General features: G+C 52.0%; 17 protein-coding genes and 1 pseudogene. 9 read left to right on the top strand and 9 right to left on the bottom strand.

Features of this window, described 5'->3' with window-relative positions:
• The first annotated feature begins 176 nt into the window (after positions 1–176).
• The 4 genes from adk to F557_RS0109515 all read left to right on the top strand — a co-directional run bounded on the left by adk (position 177) and on the right by F557_RS0109515 (position 2,919).
• Positions 177–821: an adenylate kinase gene (gene adk, locus F557_RS0109500; RefSeq protein WP_019001994.1), complete on the top strand. Its 645-nt coding sequence runs from the start codon at positions 177–179 to the stop codon at positions 819–821.
• Between the two features lie 147 nt (positions 822–968).
• On the top strand, positions 969–1,595 hold the full coding sequence (locus tag F557_RS19520; protein ID WP_019001995.1) for a MotA/TolQ/ExbB proton channel family protein: 627 nt from the start codon (positions 969–971) through the stop codon (positions 1,593–1,595).
• Entirely contained in the window at positions 1,592–2,023 is a 432-nt protein-coding gene (locus F557_RS19525; RefSeq protein WP_019001996.1) for an ExbD/TolR family protein, read from the top strand. Before F557_RS19520 ends, F557_RS19525 begins: the two co-directional genes overlap by 4 nt.
• On the top strand, positions 2,020–2,919 hold the full coding sequence (locus F557_RS0109515; RefSeq protein WP_019001997.1) for a TonB family protein: 900 nt from the start codon (positions 2,020–2,022) through the stop codon (positions 2,917–2,919). The genes F557_RS19525 and F557_RS0109515 overlap by 4 nt, the downstream gene beginning before the upstream one ends.
• A 189-nt stretch (positions 2,920–3,108) precedes the next feature.
• Here F557_RS0109515 and F557_RS0109520 read toward each other — a convergent pair whose 3' ends face one another.
• From F557_RS0109520 to F557_RS0109545, 5 genes and pseudogenes are all read right to left on the bottom strand, one after another.
• Positions 3,109–3,915, bottom strand: coding sequence for an ATP-binding cassette domain-containing protein (locus F557_RS0109520; RefSeq protein ID WP_019001998.1), 807 nt, complete (start codon positions 3,913–3,915; stop codon positions 3,109–3,111).
• Positions 3,916–4,000: 85 nt separating this feature from the next.
• A pseudogene (locus F557_RS0109525) lies at positions 4,001–4,909 on the bottom strand (oligopeptide/dipeptide ABC transporter ATP-binding protein); the annotation flags it as partial.
• Positions 4,900–5,793: an ABC transporter permease subunit gene (locus tag F557_RS0109530; protein WP_019002000.1), complete on the bottom strand. Its 894-nt coding sequence runs from the start codon at positions 5,791–5,793 to the stop codon at positions 4,900–4,902. The pseudogene F557_RS0109525 and the gene F557_RS0109530, both read right to left, overlap by 10 nt.
• Before the next feature lie 142 nt (positions 5,794–5,935).
• Positions 5,936–6,883, bottom strand: a complete 948-nt coding sequence (locus F557_RS0109540) for an ABC transporter permease (protein ID WP_019002002.1) — start codon at positions 6,881–6,883, stop codon at positions 5,936–5,938.
• A complete protein-coding gene (locus F557_RS0109545; RefSeq protein WP_019002003.1) occupies positions 6,883–8,889 on the bottom strand; it encodes an ABC transporter substrate-binding protein in 2,007 nt (668 codons plus the stop codon). The genes F557_RS0109540 and F557_RS0109545 overlap by 1 nt, the downstream gene beginning before the upstream one ends.
• Positions 8,890–9,701: 812 nt before the next feature.
• Between F557_RS0109545 and F557_RS0109560 the strand changes: the two genes are divergently transcribed.
• From F557_RS0109560 to F557_RS0109570, 3 genes are read left to right on the top strand one after another with little or no spacing between them, the layout of a single operon-like run.
• On the top strand, positions 9,702–11,090 hold the full coding sequence (locus tag F557_RS0109560) for a YcjX family protein (RefSeq protein WP_019002006.1): 1,389 nt from the start codon (positions 9,702–9,704) through the stop codon (positions 11,088–11,090).
• Positions 11,087–12,214 (top strand): YcjF family protein, encoded by a 1,128-nt coding sequence (locus tag F557_RS0109565; RefSeq protein ID WP_019002007.1) that lies wholly within the window; start codon positions 11,087–11,089, stop codon positions 12,212–12,214. Before F557_RS0109560 ends, F557_RS0109565 begins: the two co-directional genes overlap by 4 nt.
• 60 nt (positions 12,215–12,274) lie before the next feature.
• Positions 12,275–13,531: a multidrug effflux MFS transporter gene (locus F557_RS0109570; RefSeq protein ID WP_019002008.1), complete on the top strand. Its 1,257-nt coding sequence runs from the start codon at positions 12,275–12,277 to the stop codon at positions 13,529–13,531.
• A gap of 71 nt (positions 13,532–13,602) precedes the next feature.
• On the opposite strand, the gene F557_RS0109575 is transcribed toward F557_RS0109570, so the two are convergent.
• The gene (locus F557_RS0109575; RefSeq protein ID WP_019002009.1) at positions 13,603–14,292 is read right to left on the bottom strand and encodes an outer membrane protein; all 690 of its coding nucleotides are present in this window, start codon (positions 14,290–14,292) and stop codon (positions 13,603–13,605) included.
• Positions 14,293–14,492: 200 nt separating this feature from the next.
• Positions 14,493–15,332: a DNA adenine methylase gene (locus F557_RS0109580; protein ID WP_019002010.1), complete on the bottom strand. Its 840-nt coding sequence runs from the start codon at positions 15,330–15,332 to the stop codon at positions 14,493–14,495.
• Positions 15,333–15,651: 319 nt separating this feature from the next.
• Here F557_RS0109580 and F557_RS0109585 point away from each other — a divergent pair, with 319 nt between their 5' ends.
• Together F557_RS0109585 and F557_RS0109595 are read left to right on the top strand one after the other, a co-directional pair.
• Positions 15,652–17,085, top strand: a complete 1,434-nt coding sequence (locus F557_RS0109585; protein WP_026297852.1) for an alanine/glycine:cation symporter family protein — start codon at positions 15,652–15,654, stop codon at positions 17,083–17,085.
• A 185-nt stretch (positions 17,086–17,270) separates the two neighbouring features.
• Entirely contained in the window at positions 17,271–19,373 is a 2,103-nt protein-coding gene (locus tag F557_RS0109595; RefSeq protein WP_157617834.1) for a glycoside hydrolase family 3 protein, read from the top strand.
• Positions 19,374–19,381: 8 nt separating this feature from the next.
• On the opposite strand, the gene F557_RS0109600 is transcribed toward F557_RS0109595, so the two are convergent.
• Together F557_RS0109600 and F557_RS0109605 are read right to left on the bottom strand one after the other, a co-directional pair.
• The gene (locus F557_RS0109600) at positions 19,382–19,888 is read right to left on the bottom strand and encodes a CesT family type III secretion system chaperone (RefSeq protein ID WP_019002014.1); all 507 of its coding nucleotides are present in this window, start codon (positions 19,886–19,888) and stop codon (positions 19,382–19,384) included.
• A 92-nt stretch (positions 19,889–19,980) separates the two neighbouring features.
• The gene (locus F557_RS0109605) at positions 19,981–21,387 is read right to left on the bottom strand and encodes a hypothetical protein (RefSeq protein WP_157617835.1); all 1,407 of its coding nucleotides are present in this window, start codon (positions 21,385–21,387) and stop codon (positions 19,981–19,983) included.
• Between the last annotated feature and the right edge of the window lie 51 nt (positions 21,388–21,438).

Genomic DNA, 21,438 nt, shown 5'->3' on the forward strand with positions numbered 1-21,438 from the left:
GTTTAAACCGAAATATGCGCCTTTTTGAAAAAAATAGCGGATTTTTCCGGGTAATTATTCCGGGCCTTTCCGATAAATCCGGGCGTTTTTGTAGTATCATAGTACGGTTTTTCAGGAAGACATCGGTTTTTACGGTGTTCTTTTAGTCACGCTTTACCAAAAGGGATTACAGAAACATGCGTATTATTCTCCTCGGGGCACCCGGTGCCGGCAAGGGCACTCAGGCTCAGTATCTTACAAAAAAGTACGATATTCCTCAGATTTCCACCGGCGATATGCTGAGAGCGGCCATCAAGGCCGGAACTCCTCTGGGACTTAAGGCGAAGGAGGTTATGGATAAGGGCCAGCTCGTCTCTGATGATATTATCATCGGTCTGGTTAAGGACAGAATTGCTGAGCCTGACTGCAAGAACGGCTTCCTTTTTGACGGTTTCCCGCGTACCATCCCTCAGGCCGAGGCTATTGACAACGGCGGTATCGGTATTGATGCCGTAGTGGAAATCTGTGTTCCTGATGAGGAAATCGTAAAGCGCATGAGCGGCAGAAGAGTGCACCTTGCATCCGGCCGTACCTATCATGTGGTGTTTAACCCTCCGAAGGTTCCCGGCAAGGACGATGTTACCGGAGAGGATCTGGTGGTTCGCAAGGATGATGAGGAAGCTACCGTAAGAAGCCGTCTTGAGGTTTATCATTCCCAGACTGAGCCACTGGTTGCTTTCTACAATGCCAAGGCTTCCAGAAACGAGTGCCGTTTTGTGAAGGTTGACGGCACCAAGCCGGTTAACGAAGTCAGTGCCAGCCTTGACAGGGAACTGGCGTAACGGTTTCGAACTCCGGCAGCATAATTAATCGGAAACACAGCTTCAGACCGGGGCTGTGTTTTTTGTATTACCGGGGAAGACGGAGAGCTGCTTTTATGTGCGGGAAAACGGGAAAGCGGAGCCGGAAAAACAGACGGGAGGGGGAAAGTGGAGCTTTTTATTGAGATGGCTGGTCCTGTGGGACTGATCCTGCTGGTCTTCGGGGGGCTGTTTCTTCTGGCGGCGCTGTGGTGTCTGGTCTATACCGTGGTGTCATGGCGCGGCTTCCGGGATTTCCAGAAGGGTGCCGGCCGGGAAAAAACTCCCGGATCTCCGGAGCTCATGTCTGACATTATGAATTACCGGGGGCGGAATCCCGGGATTATTTTTATCAGGGATACTTTTTTGGAAAAGCCCCGGAAACTGGAGGACTTTAAAACCCTGGCGTTTTTTTTTCTGAACCGCAGTCTGAGAAGGGTAACACACAGACTGCGCTTTATAAAGCTGGTAGCGGTGATTTCTCCGCTTCTGGGACTCATGGGCACAGTACTGGGGATGCTGACGGTGTTCCGGGATCTTTCCGGGGCGGCCCGGCCGGATCCTGCGGTGCTGGCTGCCGGTATCTGGCAGGCCCTGATTACCACGGTGATGGGCCTTTTCATTGCGATTCCTGCCAGTCTGGCATACTGGTATCTTTCCGGCCGGCTGGGGGATTTTCGGGCCGAGGCTTTGGGCTTCTCCTTCAGAATCCGTGCGGCTTTGGGGGCTTCTGAGCCGGGAGAACCCGGGGCATGACTGAACCATGGGATTTTGAGGAGGAAGACAGCGATCTTCATATTGACATGACCCCGCTTATCGATGTGGTATTCATGCTGATTATTTTTCTGGTGCTGACCGCGAGCTTCATGAAACCGGCACTCGAGGTGAATCTGCCGGAGGTTTCCGGGGATTACGGGCCGGGAAATACTTCGGCTATCCTGGTAGCGGTCACCGCCGGGGGAGAGCTTTTGGCTGACGGTGCCGCCTGCACTCCTGCTGAGCTCACGAATCTCCTGAGACAGTATCCGGATCGGGGACTGGATATTCATGCTGACCGTGATGCTCCGTTTCGTCATGTGGCGGAGGTTATGCGGATTGCCGGAAGGGAACGGGGAGGGCGGTTCACCATAGCTGTGGCAGGAAATCCTCCGGAAGCCGGGAGCGGTTCCGGGAGTTCAAAGTGAAGCTTTTTTCCGGAGATTTTCCGGAGCGGACAGCCTCTCTGGCGGCGGTGGCGCTGTTTCCGGTGCTAACAGTGCCGGCGGTGTATATTGCTGAGCTTCTTTGGGCTGTACCTGTCCCGGCAGTGCTTCAGGAGAAGACTGCACAGCCGGAGATAACCGGGAGCTTTTATGCGGAGGCTGTAGTACGGGAGTCTGCAGACACTGAGCTAGCGGGAGATTCCGGAGCCCCTGTCCTGGAATTGGAGTCTGTGGCAGAAAAGACGGTACCGGAAGCGGAAAGACCTGAGGAAAAGAAGCAGGAAAAGAAGAGGGAAGAAACGAGGGAAGAAACGCGGAAACCAGATGTTTCTATGGAAATCAGATCCGGGCCGCTTTCGAAACCCCAGGTGAATTCTCATGCCCGCGGGAGCCGGGGCCAGAGTCGGGAAAAACCGGAAAACCGGCGTTCCGGACAGTTGGCGCATTCGGAACGGAAGCCCCTCCGGGAAGCTAATGCAGATGTCCGGCGGAACTTGCCTGAAAAGCCGATCCCTGGTACCGCGATGACGGAGAATGCGACAAAAATATCCTCCGGCAGCCCCCCGCAGCCTCCTTCCCGGTCCTTATCTTCCGAAGGCTCGCATCTTAAAGGAGCAGCCCTGATCCGGAAAGAGGCTGAGCGACTCCGGAAATATCCGCCCCGGGCTCTCAGAAACGGAATTCAGGGGAGCGGTGCCCTTCTGGCGCGCGTCAATTCCCGGGGGGTGGTGTATTCCGCCATGGTAGTTCGGAATACCGGGAATCGCTTTCTGGATCAGGCTCTGGAGAATCTGGCTGAAAAAATCACCGGTTTTGATACCGGTATTCCGGGTGAGGCCTACGAGGTAGAGGTTCCGGTACGCTATCTGATAAAGTAATCTTTTTCCAGGGGACTCCAGATAAGTATCATGGAATGAACTATGATCTCAGCAGCTTTAGAGATGTATCAGATAATTACCGATATTTCCGTCAATGCTGGTGTGAATCCGCATTAATAACCGCATGAAGACGATCCCGGCGGTTTTCAAGCTCAAAAACGAACGGGATTCCCCTAGATCTGCAGTCTATCAGCTGTGGATGCTGCGATATTCATGATTGTAGCTTTGCTGGATTCTTCTGGCGAGATCGCTTACGGGAGTGACCAGTACCTTTGCCACCGAGCCTATCTCCTCGGATTTGCCGCGATCCAGAATCAGCACCTTGTCTGCCAGATGCTTGATGGCGCAGAGATCGTTGAGACAGATTATCAGGGTCATCCGGTAGCGTTTCTGGAGATCCAGAAACATGTTGTAGAAATCCATGCGCAGCATGGCATCCAGCTTTTCCACCGAGGAATCCACCAGGAGAGCCTGCGGACGCAATACCAGAGCTCTGGCCAGAGAAAGCCGGAGTTTCTGAATGTCGGTCAGCATATGGAGATAGCAGCTCAGGTGCTCTTCCCGGAGTCCCACGTATTCCGTGGTTACGCTGATCCGCTTCCTGATTTCCCGGGGCGAAAGACTGGTATTTTTGGAAAGAGGGGTTTCCAGGATTTTATATACCCTGATGTGAGGATTGAGAGCAGTGTCCGGGTCGGGATACATCATTCTGATGATGGATACCCGATCCCGGCGGTCATAATCCCGGATATTCTTTTCGTAAAGCAGTATTTCCCCTTCATAGGAGGCGGCAGAGCTGTCGTTCAGTATCTGAAGCAGGGTGGATTTTCCGGAACCGGCGTCGCCGCAGATGGCCAGTGTTTCCCCCTGACTCAGAGTGAAGGAGATATCAGAAAGGGCGTAGCGCTTTTTCTGCAGAAAGAAGTATTTGCCGGTGTTGAAAAACACTGACAGGTTTTTTACCTGCAGAAATGTCGGAGTTATGTTATAGGCCATGGCGCATATCCTAGATATTAAGAGGGAAATGACAGCAGTAGAAGCCGTTTTTAACCCGGGTTACCGGGGGCTTGATATTGCATTCCCGGTCCGCATACGGACAGCGGTTTCCCAGGGGACAGCCTACCGGCGGATGCTGAAAGTCAGGATGATCGCCTCCGGGGGCCTTGAAAAAGGCTTTGCGGTGGAAGCCGGCTCCCATGTCCGGGATGGCGTCCAGCATGAATTGTGTAAATGGATGGTGCGGATTCTTAAGGATCTGCTCTGTAGGTCCCTGCTCCACGATTTCTCCGTAATACAGCATATTGATGCGATCCATCAGTCTGGCGATCGATCCCAGATCGTTGGACACATAGATTACTGAAACGTGATTATTCTGATTCAGACTGTCAATGAGCCGCAGAATCTGCAGCTGGGACAGGGTGGTCATGGTGCTTATGGGATCGTCGGCAATCAGAAGTCTGGGCTTGCGGCCCAGAGCCATGGCGATGTTCACCTTCTGGCACTGGGCCTCCGAGAGCTCGTGAGGGTAGGCATTCAGGATGGCCCTGGTATCCTTGAAGCCCACCTTGTGCAGCAGAATATCGATTTCCCGCTTTTTCCAAAAGAACCGTTTCCAGATTTTACGGGGACGGACAGAGTTCGGGAGATTCTCAGTCAGCTGCTCCCGGATGGTCATCAAAGGATCCAGACTGCGGGTGCCGTTCTGCAGCATGATGGAAACTCTTTCGGACAGAAATTTTCTTCTTTGGTACAGATCCTTTCCGGTTATGTCGATATTGTCAAAACGGTAGCGGTCAAAGCTGATTTCCAGATTACGGCTGTGAATACCGGCAATGGCCTTGCAGATGAGACTTTTTCCTGATCCGGAAGTTCCGATAAGTCCGACGATTTCCCCTTCGTTTACTGAAAGGTCCAGATTCGTGCAGATGGGAACCAGGCCGTTGGCGGTTTTGAGAGAAATGGAGAGGTTTTTAATTTCAATCAGAGCCATTTCTTTTCTCCCATGGTCAGAACTCTGCCAATACCGTGTCCCACCTGGGAGATGGCCGCAATGGTAATGCCGATGGCAATACCCGGAATGATGGCCTTGGAGTTACCGATATAGATGAGGTCCATGCCGGAAATGAGCATGCTGCCCCATTCCGGTTCCGGAGCCTGGGCCCCGAGACCGAGGTAGCCGATGGCGCTAATGTCCAGCACTGCCACGGCAAAGGCCTCCCAGAAGTTAATGGTAATCACTGAAAGGATGTTCGGAACAATGCATTCCAGGGTAAGCTCCAGGTATGAGGAGCCGTCCAGGTTGTTGGCTTTGATGTAGTCCTTTACAATTTCATGCTTTACGGCATTGTAGGTGGTGTGGATAAAGCGCGGCAGAAGTGAAATTGCGATGGCCAGAGCGGTATGGGGAAGTGTCGGAGAAAGTATGGAAACCACCACAAAAACAATCAGAATGGAAGGAACCGCAAATATTATGTCGAAGGAGTGTCTGATAAGACTGCTGCGGATATGGTGTCTGTCAATGCCGGTAATAATGCCCAGGGCAATCCCGGCGACGGCAGCGGAAGCAGTGGCCAGAAATGCGAAGGAAATAGTATTTGCTCCGCCGTGCAAAAGTCTGGAAAGAAAGTCCCGGCCGAATTCATCAGTGCCAAGAAAGTGCTTCAGTTCCCCGCCATCAACCCAAGAGGGAGGCAGCAGTCTTTTGGTGATATCCTGGGTATAGGGATCCATGTTTACAAAGTACGGGATTACAAAAATCACGGTCAGGATCAGGAACAGCACAATAAGACCGATGACGTCGGCAGTGCTTTTTTTGTAGAAATGCCAGAAAATCTGCCGGTCGGACAGTACCTTGTCATAGTTTTGGTATTTCATGAAAGTATCCTGTTTTCCGGACTCCCGGTTAGGTTGTCGGTGATTTTTCGCCGGGCGGTCTGTTCCGGCGCCCCCCTGATAATTTTACGCCTGTTTTGCTGTTTCATGCAGTGTGTCATAAAAAAACGGCATCCTTCCGCTATCAGATATTGAGGTTTATGCGGCGCTTTTCCGGAAAGAACACCTCTCCCATAATATCAATAACGGTGTTTGTCAGGAGAAAAATAATTGCCAGTACAAAAATCGCCGTTTCCAGCACAGCGTTGTCAGAATGCTCCACGGCTGTGGAGATCCAGATCCCGGTGCCGGGCCATTCAAAAACCACCTCCACCAGAATTGTTGCCGAAAACAGATTGCACAGGATAATCTTTATTTTCGGAAGAATTGAGGGGATGATGTTCGGAAAAATGTGCTTTCGGGCCAGAAAAAACTGACTCTGTCCCCGGGAAATAGCCATTCTGATAAAGTCCATTTCGGAAATGGTGAAGGATGCCCGTCGCGCCAGAAGGTAGAACTGGGTTGCCGGCATAAACGAAAGTACTATTACCGGAAGCACCAGATGCTTCAGCATGCTGCTGATGTTCTCGGAATCCATGGTAAGGAGAGAATCAATGAAGATGCTTCCCGTTACCAGGGGGACATCACAGAACAGACTGATGTTACCGGCTGTGGGCACCAGTTTCAGTTCTACGGCAAAAATGGTTATCATCATCTGTCCCAGCCAGAACACCGGAAAGGAGGTGGTGAGCCGCAGAATAGCCGTTACGCCCTTCAGAAAAATCGAGTGATGGTTGAGACCTGCGGCGATTCCGGTAACTGTGCCGGCCACGAAGGACAGGATAAATGAGAAGAATATCAGCTCCAGGGTGGAGGGCAGATACATCCTGAGCTCGTAGATCACCGGAAGTTTTGAGCCGGTGCTGATACCAAAATTACCGCGTACGATGGAACTGGTGAAATACAGATAGTCTCTGACCAGTCTTTCGGCATCAAACTCAGTAAGTCTGATGTGCATCCAAAAAAGGATTATGGTCAGCATAAAGAAGACAAACAGCAGAATAAGAATTCTGCGGATAACAAACTTCAGCATCATCTGCCTCCTTTTTTCTGAGCCGGACGGTCTTTGCCGGAAGAGGAGGCCGGGGCGGTTTTCTGAGCCGGACGGTCTTTACCGGAAGCGGAACCCGGGGCGGTTTTCGGAGCCGGACGGTCTTTGCCGGAAGAGGAGGCCGGGGCGGTTTTCGGAGCCGGACGGTCTTTGCCGGAAGAGGAGGCCGGGGCGGTTTTCTGAGCCGGACGGTCTTTACCGGAAGAGGAACCCGGGGCGGTTTTCGGATCTTCTGCAGGAGTGCCGGGAGAGGAATCCGGGACGGTTTTCGGAGCTTCAGCGGCAGTGCCGGGAGGCTCGGGGACTCCGGCTCCGGGGACTACCGGCGTTTTCAGAGAAGTTCCGGAGGCACCGGTACCGGATTTTCCAGCCGGCTTTTCATCATCAAAGTAGACATTCCTGAAATCGAGACCGCCGGCGGCAGTAGTGCGAAGTCCCTTAAGATTGCCCAGAGCCACGTAGCGGTTACTGGAATAGAGCAGCGGGATCAGGGGCATTTCCTCCAGAAGAATGTGTCTGGCATTGAGGTACAGGCTCATTTTTTCATGATCGCTGAGTCTTCTGTTTTTCAGAGAAGTCATGATGTTGTCAAAATAAACATTGCACCACCCGGTGAAATTGTTCATAAACTCGGTGTCCGACTGTCTGCGGCGTGCAGTTTTCCGGCATGCCAGAAGCGGAGCAATGACCGAATCCAGATTTGAATAAACGTTGATTATGGCCATGTCGAAGTTGCCGCTTCTGAGTTTTCGCAGACCGGTATCCGTTCGGTACTTATGTATTTCCGACTTGACGCCGATGCTTTCCAGATCAGATTTCAGAATTTCGGCGATCTTGATTTGATAATTGCCGCCGCCGTTTTCCGATTCAAAAACCGAGATTCTGAGAGGAGTTCTGCGAAGCTCCAGTACGGAGGCCAGCTTTTCCTCGTTGGAGGGTTCGGTATCCGGGGTGAATATGTTGTTGGTTCCGGCCCGGGCTCCGATTATATAGTGGCCCAGTCCGAAATACACCGCCTCATTGAGATCCCGGATATTGATGGCATCGGCAATGGTTCTCCGGGTGTGCCGGTTTTTAAGAACATCCTTTCTGGTGTTAAAGATAATGAAGGTGGCGTTGACCGTTTTCCGATTGAGGATATTAAGCTCATTCCGGTCCCGGTGCTGTTCTATAAAGGTCAGCTGACTGGCCGAGGGGTTGGAGATGATGTGGCACTCGTTGGTAAACATCTGGGAGAGCCGTTTATTGATTTTCCAGGAGCGGTTGATGACCAGCTTGCTAATCCGGGGTTTATCAAAGCGGTATTCCGGGAAGGGCTTCAGCTTAACATAGCGCTCTCTTATGAAGCTGGTTTCCTGAAAAGGGCCGGTGCCGACAGCGTTGTAGTCGATATATTCCGGAGGCAGTCCGTGCTCCAGTATGTAGTCGGCATATTCCTTGCTGAGAATAACGCTGTTGTCAATGGCCAGAAAATCCAGGAAATCCGGGTCCGGCTCCTTCAGGATAAAGCGCACTATATGAGGAGATACAGCCACAATGTCCTTGATATTGCTGAGAGTTTCCGTTTTGGTAATGTAGGGGAAGTTTTCGAACGGTTCGTAGAACGGATTGCCGGGATCCCTCATTCTATTGAAGGAAAAAATGACATCGTCAGCCTGGAGCTCTCTTGTGGGGATAAAGGAACCGTAGCTGTGAAATCTGACTGTTTTGTCCAGAACAAATGTATATTCCACCTGATCCCGGGAAAGCCTGGTGAGTTTTCCGACGCCGGGGACGATTTCTCCGGTTTTGTTGTCTCTGCCGATAAGACGCTCATAGACAGCCTTGGCAAGAGTGGAGGCTATAGGGGAATACTGGTAGCGCTGCGGATTCATGTAGGGAAGGGCGTGTTCCGAGCAGTAGATCACCCCGTTATGCTCTGCGGCCGGGGCATTACCAGTGAAGCCGTTAAGCAGGATCAGGAGAGTAAGGAGCAGCAGAAATCTCATCGTCGGGGGTACCAGTTGCCGGTTCGTGTCGGAAAAAACAGGTTCCGGAGCCGTTTCAGAATTCAGAATAAAAATCCGGAGCCGCAGGATATTTTATCATTTTTAGGGAGACTGCCGTAATAGATCCTTTTCCGGGATGTTTCCGGTCAGAAAGAGATCTGGCAAAGGCTTTTGGAAGGCGGAGACGGGAATGCGCTCATTTGCTGGCTGTCCTGGAAATACTTAAAGGAGGGATATCCGGTTCACCGGTTCAAAGAGAAAAACAGCAGGAAAAGCCACTCCGGTCAGAATGAAAAACTGTAACGCTGAAAAAAGGAAGGGGCTTGTCATAAGCCCCGTATAGGAGGAACGTCCCTGTTCCAGAAAACTTCCGGTGTTGCGTATTACATCCCTGCAAATCCGCTCCGGAGCATCCCTGCTCCTTCCACCGCACGGCGGGATTCTATATGTTTTGACAGACTATACATTGTGACAAAGATCTCGTTTTTTGAAATAACTTTATGACACTAGAGTCCTGATAATTCATTTAAGCCCTTGATTATCAAGGGTTTATGCCGAAAATGAAGTGATTTTTATGAAAACGGTTCTGGTGTAAATCTCCGTATTTGTTATGGCAAATATCTCACAAACATCTTAATAATATCTTACATGAGTTCCGGGATATCTGGGGGAGCATATCCCTTTTCAGGGGACATAATGAGGGAAAGCGGCCGCCGAATACTGTAAAATACTACTGATAATCCGGTATCAACTGTGGAAGTCCGGGGATTATCCCGGAGCTTTTTTCCAGAAAATAATAGAGTGGTGGCATCATGTTTCTTTTTGATAAGGTTGGCGCAACTATATCTGAAGGGATTTCCCTGGTGAGGGATCGGGAAATCCGGCTGGGAGTTACCGGACTGTCCCGGGGCGGCAAAACAGCGCTGATAACCTCCCTTGTAAACAACATTTCAGCATTCGGCCTCAAGGGATACGAGGAAAGAATGCCCCGTTTTCAGGAATACACCTCCATGGGCATTACCTACGGCGGCATTGCCAGGGCCCGCGACCTGTCAGTAACCAGATTTCCCTACGGATCCATTATGAAGTCGCTGGAGCAGGATCCTCCGGTGTGGCCGGAGTCCACTGACGGCATAAGCGAGATCCGGCTGGAAATCCGCTACAAAAACAGCCACTGGTATCTCATGGGGGATGAGCAGCGCATATTTCTGGATATCTGGGATTATCCCGGAGAGTGGCTGATGGATCTTATGCTGCTGGATATGGAGTACGAGGATTTTTCGGACAAGTGCCAGGAAAGACTGCGGGTTCTGGACGGCGTGGTTCCCAGCGGCGAATTTTTTAAGGCAGCCATGTCTCTGGACTGGAAGGGCGAGCTTAATGAGGATGCGCTTCATGATGCGGTTACTGCCTATACCGACTGGCTTCGGAAATGCAAGGAGCAGGGCTTTGCTCTTTTGATCCCGGGGCGTTTCCTGCTGCCGGGAGAGCTCCGGGGGGCTCCGGCCCTGGAGTTTATCCCCTGTCCTGTTTCTGAGGCGGGCCGGGATGCCGGAAGCTCCTCGCTGTACGCCGTGCTGAAGGAAAGATACAACTACTACCGGGATCGTATTGTGCGCAGGTTCTATAAGGAATGCTTTTCACGGCTGGACCGGCAGATTGTCCTGGTGGACTGCCTCAAGGCGCTCCGGGGCGGCCGCGAGACCTTTTATGACATCAATGATTCCTTTGACACGCTCCTCAAGCATTTCAGCTACGGCAGCAGCGATTTCTTTTCCAGACTGTTTTTCCCGAAGATCGACCGGGTGCTTTTTGCGGCCTCCAAGGCGGATCACATTACCAATGATCAGCACCAGAATCTCCTGTCGCTTTTGAAATCCATGGTGCTTGGAGCCATGCAGAATGTGCGGGCCTCCGGCTCCCGGGCGGAGTTTGTCACCCTGTCGTCCATCAGAGCCACGGAATGCCGGCACTATAAAAAGGGCGATCTGGACACGGATATTCTGGTAACCGGGTACGAGGACGAGAAGCCGTATTTTCCCGGGAGTATCCCCTCAAAGTGGACCCGGGCCGATATGGAGTTTTTTCAGAAGAATTTTGATTTCAGAACATTGAGACCGCCCAGGCTCGGTCCGGAAAGAATTATTCCTGCAATGAATCTGGATGTGGTGCTGCACTATATTCTGGGGGACAAGCTATGAAGGAGGAAATGCGGGGGAGCTTTGTAATAGAGGACGAGAAGGATACCCCGAAGGTCTTTGGCGAGGATCTCCTGTCCCGGCTTAAAAATGAATCCTCCCGGGACAGAACGGCTTCTGACAATATTGCTTCCTTTGAGGTAGATGCTGCTCCGGAGGATCTGGAAGACGTATCCGGGGCGGCGGAGACCTTTTCCGCGGCCACTACCGTAGATCTGGGCATCGAGGAGGATCCGGCACCGGAAAAGGCCCGGTTCTGGACCAGTCCGGTGCTGTGGGGACTCCTCTTTGTATTCGGATGGGGAGCTCTCGAAATCATAAGTCTGATTGCCGACGCCTATGCCCAGTCTCCGTATCTGGGCTACGGTGCCGCCGGAGGGCTGGGGTTCCTCCTTCTGGTTACCCTGTGGCTTCTGTACCGGGAGCTGGGCACGGTTCTTCTTCTTAAGGAGGCGGACAAGCATCGTGAAGAGGTCAGGCAGGCCCGGAAAAACGGCAGCTTCAATGAAGCTCTGGCGCTCTGTGAGGAAATGGCCCAGGCCTCCGGAATCCGGCGCGGGAGGGCCTTTCAGGGGTTTGTTTCCCGGCTGGAGAGCCATTTTTCAGCAGAGGAGGTGTTCCGGCTTTATGAAACCGACATCCTGGCGGATCAGGATCGCCGGGCCCGGGAGATTATTGTCAGACGTTCCGCAGAAAACGGTGCAGTGGTGGCGCTGAGTCCTCTGGCCTGGCTGGATATGATTTTCACCTTTGCCAGATCTCTCCGGCTGATCCGGGAGGTGGCCGAGGTTTACGGTTTTAAGCCCGGGGTCTGGGGGCGGATGCAGCTCTATCGGAGAGTTGCGAGAAATCTGGTGTTTATCGGTCTTACGGATCTGGCTACTGATGCGGTGGTGGATGCCGTGGGGGCCGGTGTTACCGGCAAGCTTTCGGCGGCTCTGGGCCAGGGGGTGGCAGCGGCAATTTACTCCAGCCGTCTCGGGTATATGGCAGTAAAGGCGGTGCGGCCGGTGCCGCTGACTCCGGAGGTGCTGACACTGGGGGCGCTCCGGAAGGATCTTCTGAACGCCGGAGTTCTGGCCCGGCTCCTGAAGCAGGGAAGCGGCAGAGATTCTGCCGGGAAATAGTTTGTCCGGGACTGCTGCCGGGAAGGCAGTTTTAGAGAAATTGAGGATTATTATTTGTTTATGAACCCGCCATTTAAAAGGGATTCCTTCTGGTCGCGATTCACCTATATAACGGTTCTGGCACTTATTACCGCTTTCGGTCCGGTATGTACGGATGTTTATCTTCCCTGCGTTCCGGAAATTACCGAGTTCTTCAGAAGCGACCCTTCATCGGTGCAGCTGACTTTAACTGCCTGCTTTCTGGGTATTGCCTTTGGTCAGTTTTTTATCGGTCCGCTTTCGGACGCTGTTGGCCGCCGGGGGCCGCTCCTGGCCACTCTTTTACTGTTTGCGCTGTCTTCGGTGCTCTGTGCTTTTACCACCGGCATTCCGATGATGGTGGCCTGCCGTTTCATTCAGGGTGTTGCCGGCGGCGGCGGTCTGGTGCTGGCCCGGGCGATGACGGTGGATGTTTTTAAGGGCGGAGAGCTTACCCGTACCATGTCGATGCTGATGGGGATTCATTCTATTGCTCCGGTGCTGGGGCCTTTGGCGGGATCTCTCATTATCAGCTACTGTTCCTGGGAGTACATCTTTTTTGCCATGGGACTCTGGGGGGTTATTCTTACCGCACTGTCGTTTTTCAGGGCTCCGGAAACCTTTGTTCCGGAAAAGTCCGCTAAGCCGGCAGGCCGGAAAATTGCTGAGAGCATGCTTGCTCCCCTGAGCGAGTTCCGGAACCGGAATTTTATTGTTCTGGTGTTTGCCAGCGGCCTGATGACTGCCGGATTCTTCGGATTTCTTTCCGCCTCGCCGTTTCTGCTGCAGAAAACCTATGGATTTACCCCGGGGGAATATGCTCTGTTCTTTTCGCTTAATTCCAGTATTCTGGTGCTGGCTTCGTTTGTCATAGCCTTTCTGACCAGAAAGTTTTCTGAAAAGGTGCTTGTGAAGGCGGCTCTTATGGCAATCCTGATTCCGGCGCTGGAAATTTTTATTGTGGCGGTGACTGTTCCCGGGAATCCGGTCTGGCTTATTGCTGGAGTAATGTGCTATACCTTTCTTTCTGTTATTTTTAACGCCGGTTCCTTCACCGTTATCATGAGTTTCCGAAAAGTGAATTCCGGAGCCGCCAGCGGGATTTTCGGAGTTCTGGTGTATGCCATGGGGGCAGTGGCCATGCCGTTTATGGGAATTATGGGGGAATCCTCCATGATCCCTTTCGGAATAGACATTCTGGTCACTTCGGCAGGCGCTCTGGCTATTTTCATGCTGGTATTCAGAAGGGTCGGGAAGCTGCCGGATCCGGATAAACCGGACGCCGCCATGGCGGGATGACCGGGCGAGTCCGGAGATGATAGAAAAGGGGCACGATGTAGTGCCCCTTTTTAGTACGAAGTCCTTTCAGGTCAGAAGGTGAATCTGAGTCCGGCCATGAAATCCAGGGAATCCAGGTCTATGTCGTCAACATAGGTTTTGTTCCAGCCTCTTCCCATACTGGTGTAGCGCATGCCGAGCTCGGCGCCCACGTGCTTATTAAAGTTAAAATTGACACCGGCACCTACCTGCATGGCCAGGTCATTCCGATGGTCGGAAAAGTGTCTGTCCTGACTGTAAAGGTCGGCATTGTGCCAGACGATGCCAAGGCCGGCTCCCACGTACGGGGCGATAAGGCCGTCAAGGGTGTAGAAATCTACGTAGGTATTGAGCAAGAGGCCGCTGGAGGAAACCTCCAGACGGTCGCGGTATATTCTGTTGTAGTCCCGGGAGTCGTAACGGAATGTTGCCTTGGAGTTAAAGAAGCCTTCCACTTCAAAGCGGCCTCCTACCACGCCGCTGGTGGTATAGGGAACATTGATGCCGACATACGGATGAACAGTGAACACGGCATCGTCGTCAAGGTTGCAGACGCTGTAGCGGTGACATTCCGAATCGGCGCTGGTTATGGCCGTTCCCAGACGGGCACCGAAATACGGTCTGAAATAAGTATCATACCGGGATATCTGCCGCAGGGTGTCATCTGCGGCAGCCGTGGCGGGAACGGCTGAAAAGGCCAGTGCGGCGACGGCAGCGGCCAGCGGGAGAATCTTTTTTAGCATAGAAGTTCCTTCGTTCGTTTGGTAAGCTTTCAGGGCATAAATCTATTATGAACGAGATATTATCGTATGTATGATTTTTATCAAGTATCGGTTTAATTCTGTGAGAATACTCACGATCTGTGCCGTCGGGAATCTGTAACGGTGCTTCTGATATCCAGGGACGGCGGCCGTCCCTGATCTTTCGGGCGGGGATGGCCAGTTTATTCGGGGGAATAGCTGGTAATGATGACTTCCTTTCCGGTACGTTTGGAGGCATCACTGTTGATAAATCTTTTCACTGCGATTTCGCTGATAGGGAAGCCCTGGTAAAGCTCGTGAACCAGCGGGACATTATGGTTGCTCAGCATCACCTTGACTCCCCTTGCCGCCAGATCCCGGAAAACCCCGGCAAGTCTCCGGTGATCCTCCAGGGTAAAGCCGTCTTTGGTATAGTCGGTGAAATTGGCGGTGTCGCTGACGGGGACATAGGGGGAGTCAAAATATACGAAGTCACCTTCAGAGACGTCATGGAGAGCTTCTGCAAAATCCATAAGCCGGATATCCACATCGTTTTCCCGGAGATAGGAGCTGACTCCCTGCAGGTTTTCCTCGCTGATGGAGGATCCCTTTACCCGGTTGTTATAGGGAACGTTAAAAAGCCCCTTGCTGTTAACCCGGTAAAGTCCGTTGAAGCAGTGCTTGTTTATCCAGATCATAAGAGCCGCGCAAGCCGCATCCAGATCGCCTGACTGAATTTTGGCATTATAGGCGCTGCGCACCTCAAGATAGCGTTCCTTGCTGCATGGCTCGGCATCAAGCTTCCTGACCTCGGAAATAACGGCTGCGGCATCAGCCTTGAGCTGGCGGTAGACATTGATAAGCTGTTCGTTGGTGTCGCAGATAACCGCATGCCCGGGATGCAGGCTAAAAAGGAGTGCGCCGCCTCCGACGAAGGGTTCGTAATATTTTTTAAAGGTTTTCGGCATCCGAAGTTCCAGTTCATGAAGAAGCTGGGTTTTTCCGCCGGCCCATTTTACAAAGGGCGCCAGTTTATCGACCATGTGTAGTTGCCTGTTTTAGTCAGCATGACACCAGAAGCAGGTTTCTGGCAATGCCGGATATTTGAGGAGGGCATTATAGCCGCTCAGAGGAGGTTTCGCAGTAAAGTATTCCGGATTTTTTTAAGGAGGGGATTTTTCCGGAACCTTTTCAGGCATTATGAAAGGAATCCGGCGCGGTTCCGCCGTTATGCGGCATCCCGGAGTGTTCCCCCCTGACGCCGTAGGGCTTCCTTTGTTCATTACCGGCCCCGAATTTTGTATAATACGGACGTTTTTTGTTCTTTAACCTCTTTTGTTAGCTTTTATCATGAAAGAAATAATTGCAGCCATAGCCGGCGGTTTTGAATGGTTCGATGATCTGGTCTGGGGACCTCCGCTTCTGATACTTCTCCTGGGAGTGGGCATTTTCCTGACCGTTTCTCTGCGGGGGCTTCAGGTTTCGCGGTTGCCTCTTGCTGCCAGAATGGTGTTTACTCCGCACAAGGAGTCTGCCAGCAAAAAGGGCGATCTCACCAGTTTTGCCGCTCTGTGCACCGCTCTTGCCGCCACCATCGGTACCGGAAATATTGTCGGAGTGGCCACTGCGGTCAGTATCGGCGGTCCGGGGGCACTGTTCTGGATGTTTGTAGCCGCTTTTTTTGGAATGGCCACCAAGTATGCTGAATGTCTGCTGGCGGTGCATTTCCGCGAAACCGATTCCCGGGGCCGGTATGTCGGCGGTCCGATGTTCTACATTCGCAACGGTATCGGAAAGAAATATCCCAGACTTGCAGCAGTGCTGGCCTTCATGTTTGCATTATTCGGTATTATGGCCGGCTGTCTGGGTATCGGAACCTACACTCAGATTAATTCCATTGTGGAAGCCGGGGCTCAGCTGGGAGTGGATCGGCTTTATTCTGCTATAGCGGTAACACTGATAGTGGGCTGGATTATCTACGGCGGTCTGAAATACATTGCCAATACCTCCAGAACTGTGGTGCCGGTAATGGCAATGGTTTACATCGTCTGCTGCCTCGTGGTGGTCGGGCTTAATATCAGCGCGGTTCCTGACGCCATTATGCTGATTGTGAAGTCTGCCTTTACCACTACTTCTGCCGTAGGGGGCTTTGCCGGAGCCACCGTGCTCATGGCAATGCAGAAGGGCGTTGCCAGAGGTATCTTCTCGAACGAGGCCGGTCTGGGTTCCGCTCCGATAGCTGCGGCATCAGCCAAAACCAATTCCCCGGTGGAGCAGGGACTGATCTCCATGACCGGAACCTTCCTGGATACCATGATTATCTGTATGCTCACCGGACTTACCCTGGTACTTACCGGAGCGTGGTCTTCCGAGGAAACCGGGGTGGCTATGACTACTCTGGCGTTTTCCCAGACATTGGGATCCACCGCCGGACTTTACATTATCAATATCAGCCTGCTCTTTTTTGCCATGACCACCATCATTGGCTGGAATTTCTATGCCTCCAGATGCGTGATCTATCTTTTCGGAGCCCGGGCAGTTACTCCGTTCAAGATTATCTTTATTATGTTTGTGGCTTCCTATATCCTCATTGTGCTCTTTGTTGACATGGGAGATGCCACCCAGAAGATGGCCATAAACACGGTGTGGACACTTTCGGATATTGCCAACGGTCTTATGGCCTTTCCGAATCTGATTGCTCTTTTTATGCTGAGGAAGGTTATCTGGAGTGATACCAGGGATTACTTCAACAATCTCAAAATGAAAAGACAGAAGGCAGCAATAGAAGAGAAATAGCTTCCTGAAGCATTTCCGGCACGTTTTCTGAGACAGCAGCCGGATTTGCTGGTAACCCCGCGGACGGAGTTTTTGAGGCTCCTTCCGCGGTTTTTTTATGTCAAAATCCGGCCGGAAATCAAATCCCGGAGCCATGACTGCTGTCCGGCAGTCCCGGATTTCCTATAATCATCAGAGGAGAGATTTTGTCTGAATGCTACCGGGGGATGGCAATGCCTGGATATCTAAAGCTTTTTCTGACAGCACTGCTCCTGATTCTGCCTCCTGCGGGAGGGCCGGAGCGCGAGACTTTGGATAAATTCGGAACCGGGGAATCGGGCAGCCTGTTTCGTCTGGATCAGAAAACCGAACAGCTGATTGCGGATCTGGTCAGCGGGATGTCCCTGGATGAGCGGATTTCGCAGCTGATTATTCCGGCCTCAAGATCCTGGAACGATAAACCGGTTACCGAGCTTGCTGCAGCTTCCGGGCTTGGAGAGGTCCTTAACCGCCATGGCTATGGCGGCTTTGTTTTTTATGCCGCCAACCTGAAGGACAATGAACATGCCGCCAGGCTGCTTCGGGATATTCAGAAAAACGGCCGGGAGAGAAAGGCCGCCGTGCGTATTCCGTATTTCACGCTTCTGGATCAGGAGGGCGGACAGGTGGCCCGCCTGCGTCACGGTACCAGAATGACCGGCAACATGGCTATCGGCGCCACTTCCGCAGCTGTGGCGAATGCAGAGCTTACCGGGAATATTATCGGAGAGGAGCTTTCCGCTCTGGGATTTAACGTGAATCTGGCGCCGGTTATCGATGTCAACAGCAATCCCGGAAATCCCGTGATCGGCACCAGATCCTTCTCAGATGACCCCGGAGTGGTTGCCGGACTGGGAATTGCCTATGCCCGCGGCATTTCCGGGCGCGGTGTCATTCCCGCCTTCAAGCATTATCCCGGACATGGCGATACCGTGTCGGACAGCCATCGGGGGCTGCCTTCGTCCTTCAAAAACCGGGCGGAGCTTATGAAAACGGATCTTCTGCCCTTTCGGGAAGCGGTGCGTAACGGCGCGGAGATGATTATGACCGCGCATATTTCCTGTCCCGGCGCAGATAAGCCTCAGGTTTTGGGAGACGGTGTTACTGTCGGGTATTATCCCGCCACCATGTCTCAGGTGATGATTTCCGATATTCTGCGCGGGGATCTGGGGTATCAGGGGGTGGTGATTTCCGATGCTCTGGAAATGGAGGCGGTTCTGAATGCCGGACTGGTGCCCGGGGCGCCGGGATCGGTGGAATACCAGGCCAATATTGCAGCAGCGATCCTCAATGCGGGATCCGATATGCTGCTTCTTCCGGCCGACCTTAAAAATCCGGAGGTTGCCGCATTTTATGATGACTACATTGCGGCCATCTCTGACAGAATTACGGCCGGAATTATTCCTGAGGAGCGGCTTAACGAGAGCGTCAGGAGGGTTCTGAGGCTGAAGGTGAAATACGGGCTTTTTGATATCCGGAATCCGGCTTCCGGACAGCCGTTTTTTTCAGAAGGATTTCCCCGGAAACGGGGTGCTGCTGTCGGCTCCCGGACGCACCAGGAGGCGGCATGCGGTATTGCCGGGGAAGCGGTCACGCTCCTTAAAAACCGCTCCGGCCTTATTCCGGTCTACGGCGGGGCAGACCGGGTGACGCTGCTGGCTCCGGACCGGGAGACGCTGGCAACGCTTAACCATGCGGCAGAAAATCTTCAGGCAGCAGGGTATCTCGGCCCGGATGCCGCGCTGGCCGCCTTTTACTACCTGGAGCAGGGAACGGAGGGCAGCGAGCTTCACTATCCTCCGGAGCTTGCGGAGAGTCTTTCAGAGTCCGATATTGTTATCGGCTATTCTTCTCTTAGGAACGGCAGACTCCCGGACCGCAGCAGCCCCTCATATCAGGCTATTTCCCGGGCCATTGCCGCTACTCATTCCGGCGGCGGCCGCTTTGTGCTCATAAGCGGTCATCTCCCCTATGATGCCGTTCTTTATCCTGAGGCCGATGCCATAATTCTCACGTACATGGGATCGGGACTGGGGATTTTTCCGGATGCCGGGGAAGGCGGTACCGCGGATCGGACAGACGGAAACTGCAATGCGATTGCGGCCATGGAGCGGATTTTCGGGAAAGGGGAGCTTCAGGGTGCTCTTCCGGTAAATCTCCCGGAGATCCGGGAGCTTCCGGACGGAAGCCGGATTTTCGGTACGGAGGACCGGTTCCGGCGGGGCTTCCGGAAAAAGACGCCGTCCTTCCCGAAAGCCTTCATCAGGTGAACAGGGGATCACACCTCCATGAAGGGGGTGTTTTCTGAGGGCGGGACAGCCGGATCGGGATGGAGTACGGTATCCTCGCCGCTATCCTCCGGCATTTCCTGTTCTTCGGCCCCGGCGATTTTCTGGGAGGCCGCGATGCAGAAATCCAGAAAACCGGTAAACAGTTCAGTAATGTCCTGGCTTGCGAGCACTGAGGCTGTCAGAACTTCGTAGGCCACCAGAAGTCCGGTTTCAGGATCCCGGGAGATTACCGGAGAATTCCCGCCGCCGGACACGCAGGGACCGATTCCGAAATTCAGAAGATCCAGCACCAGGGGATAATCCACCGGATCCGGAAGTTCCGGAGCAACCACCGAGGACAGAATGATGAGTCCGTCATCCTCTCTGCTGGCGACGGTAACGATAAATTCCTCGCCGACTGTGAGCTCGCAGATCCCCTGCTCGTCAAAAACCAGCTCGCAGCCGAGCTTTTCGGAAAGACTCTGGAATATTTCTTTATGATTGTTATTAAGCATTTAAAATTACCTGAAAATTAAAAAAATTGCGTAATTATGAGGCGGCAGATTGCTGCTGTCCCGCATTCTCTAAAAAGGTGTCAGAAGGAAAACTATACCGTCAGCCCTTCCGGAAGCTGTATCTGGAGTCTGTTGCTATCGTCCAGGTTTTCCTGGAGTTCAGGATTGCCGTTATTGTTGACGCCTTCCTGCTGCTGCATCCGGTAAATCTGTCTCAGCTCGGAGTGGGTGATGGGAGATTTCTTGTTGTCGCCATCTAGGGTGCCTTTTTTCCAGGAATTCTCATTGATTATGCTGTTAAAGCCTGCTCCCCTGAGCGATTTAAGGTGATTGTCAGAATACTGGAGCATTACCGGCACCCCCTGTTCCTTGAAGAATGATAGTCCCAGTTTACTGGTCTCTCTGAAGGTGGCGTACATAATGACATCTTGAACCATCATGAAGGTCGGAGTATTTGTGACGCGGCGGGTCTGATCTTTGGAACTGGAAGCGTTCTCATTATTTTTTTCTGGAAGCCAGCTTTCGTATTTCATAAAATCCTGATATTTTTGGTCATAGGTTTCACGGTCATCTTTGCGTATGGCTGAAAGTTGGGCGAATTCTTTAATTTTATCTATGATTACCCTGATAACGTCCTGGTCGACAGAAATACGCCAATCTTTTGTAGAAATGTTTTTAGCTATAAAGCTCATAAGAGCTTTATCAGGGTCACTTTTGAAGGCGGCGTCCCATCCTGTGGCCTTGGTTCCGGTGGCCGTATTATTGTTATTATTGAGTTGAAGCCAGTGGTAGATTTTCAGGGGAATATCGATTTTACTGAAATTATCGGGTTTGGACAGAAAGGTGGCCCATTTTTTAAGCTGTTCTGGGCTGATTTTTGAACCTTCATCAATGTTTAGATATTCTTTAAGCTGCGGTTTGTCATCACTAGGCTGGTCTGAGGCAATGAGAGCTATCGCGTCAAGAGTTTTATAGTATTTGTCTAATTTCAGGGTTGTGCTGCTGATGTTAATACCGGAGTTGTACCTGTCAATTTTGTTGAAACTGATCTCCTTCTGGGGGTCAAGACGTTTGATGAGCTGAGGCGCATTAACATTGGAACGACAGTTACTGAATCCGTAGTTGGCGATCTCAATGGAGTCAGCGTCCTTATACTGCGGGGCAGTGATTATGTTTCTGAATCTGGCAAGATTATTGGTAATCAATGAAAATTTATAGCTCCTGACAAAAGATTCTATTTGTGTCTTGAGAGCTATTGCAGTTTTGGTTTTTTGGCTGAAAAAATCCCGATAGTTATCGAACTGTCTGAGTACCTGCACCTTCTTTGAATCGGTATTGACAGTGACCTTATAGGATTTATCGCCTACCATGACAATACCGCTTTTTTTGTTGGTAGTGCCAGGGACGCTGAAATTCCCGTTTGGGTCAGAAATTTTCAGGATGAAATCATCAGGATCTAAATCATTTGCTTTCGCAAGTGTGCTAATAATATCAGTCATTGGGATTTCCGTATAATCAGTTAACGTGTTTTCCGGAGGGGACTCCGGAAG

The organism is Succinimonas amylolytica DSM 2873 (assembly GCF_000378405.1).
Taxonomy (GTDB): domain Bacteria; phylum Pseudomonadota; class Gammaproteobacteria; order Enterobacterales; family Succinivibrionaceae; genus Succinimonas; species Succinimonas amylolytica.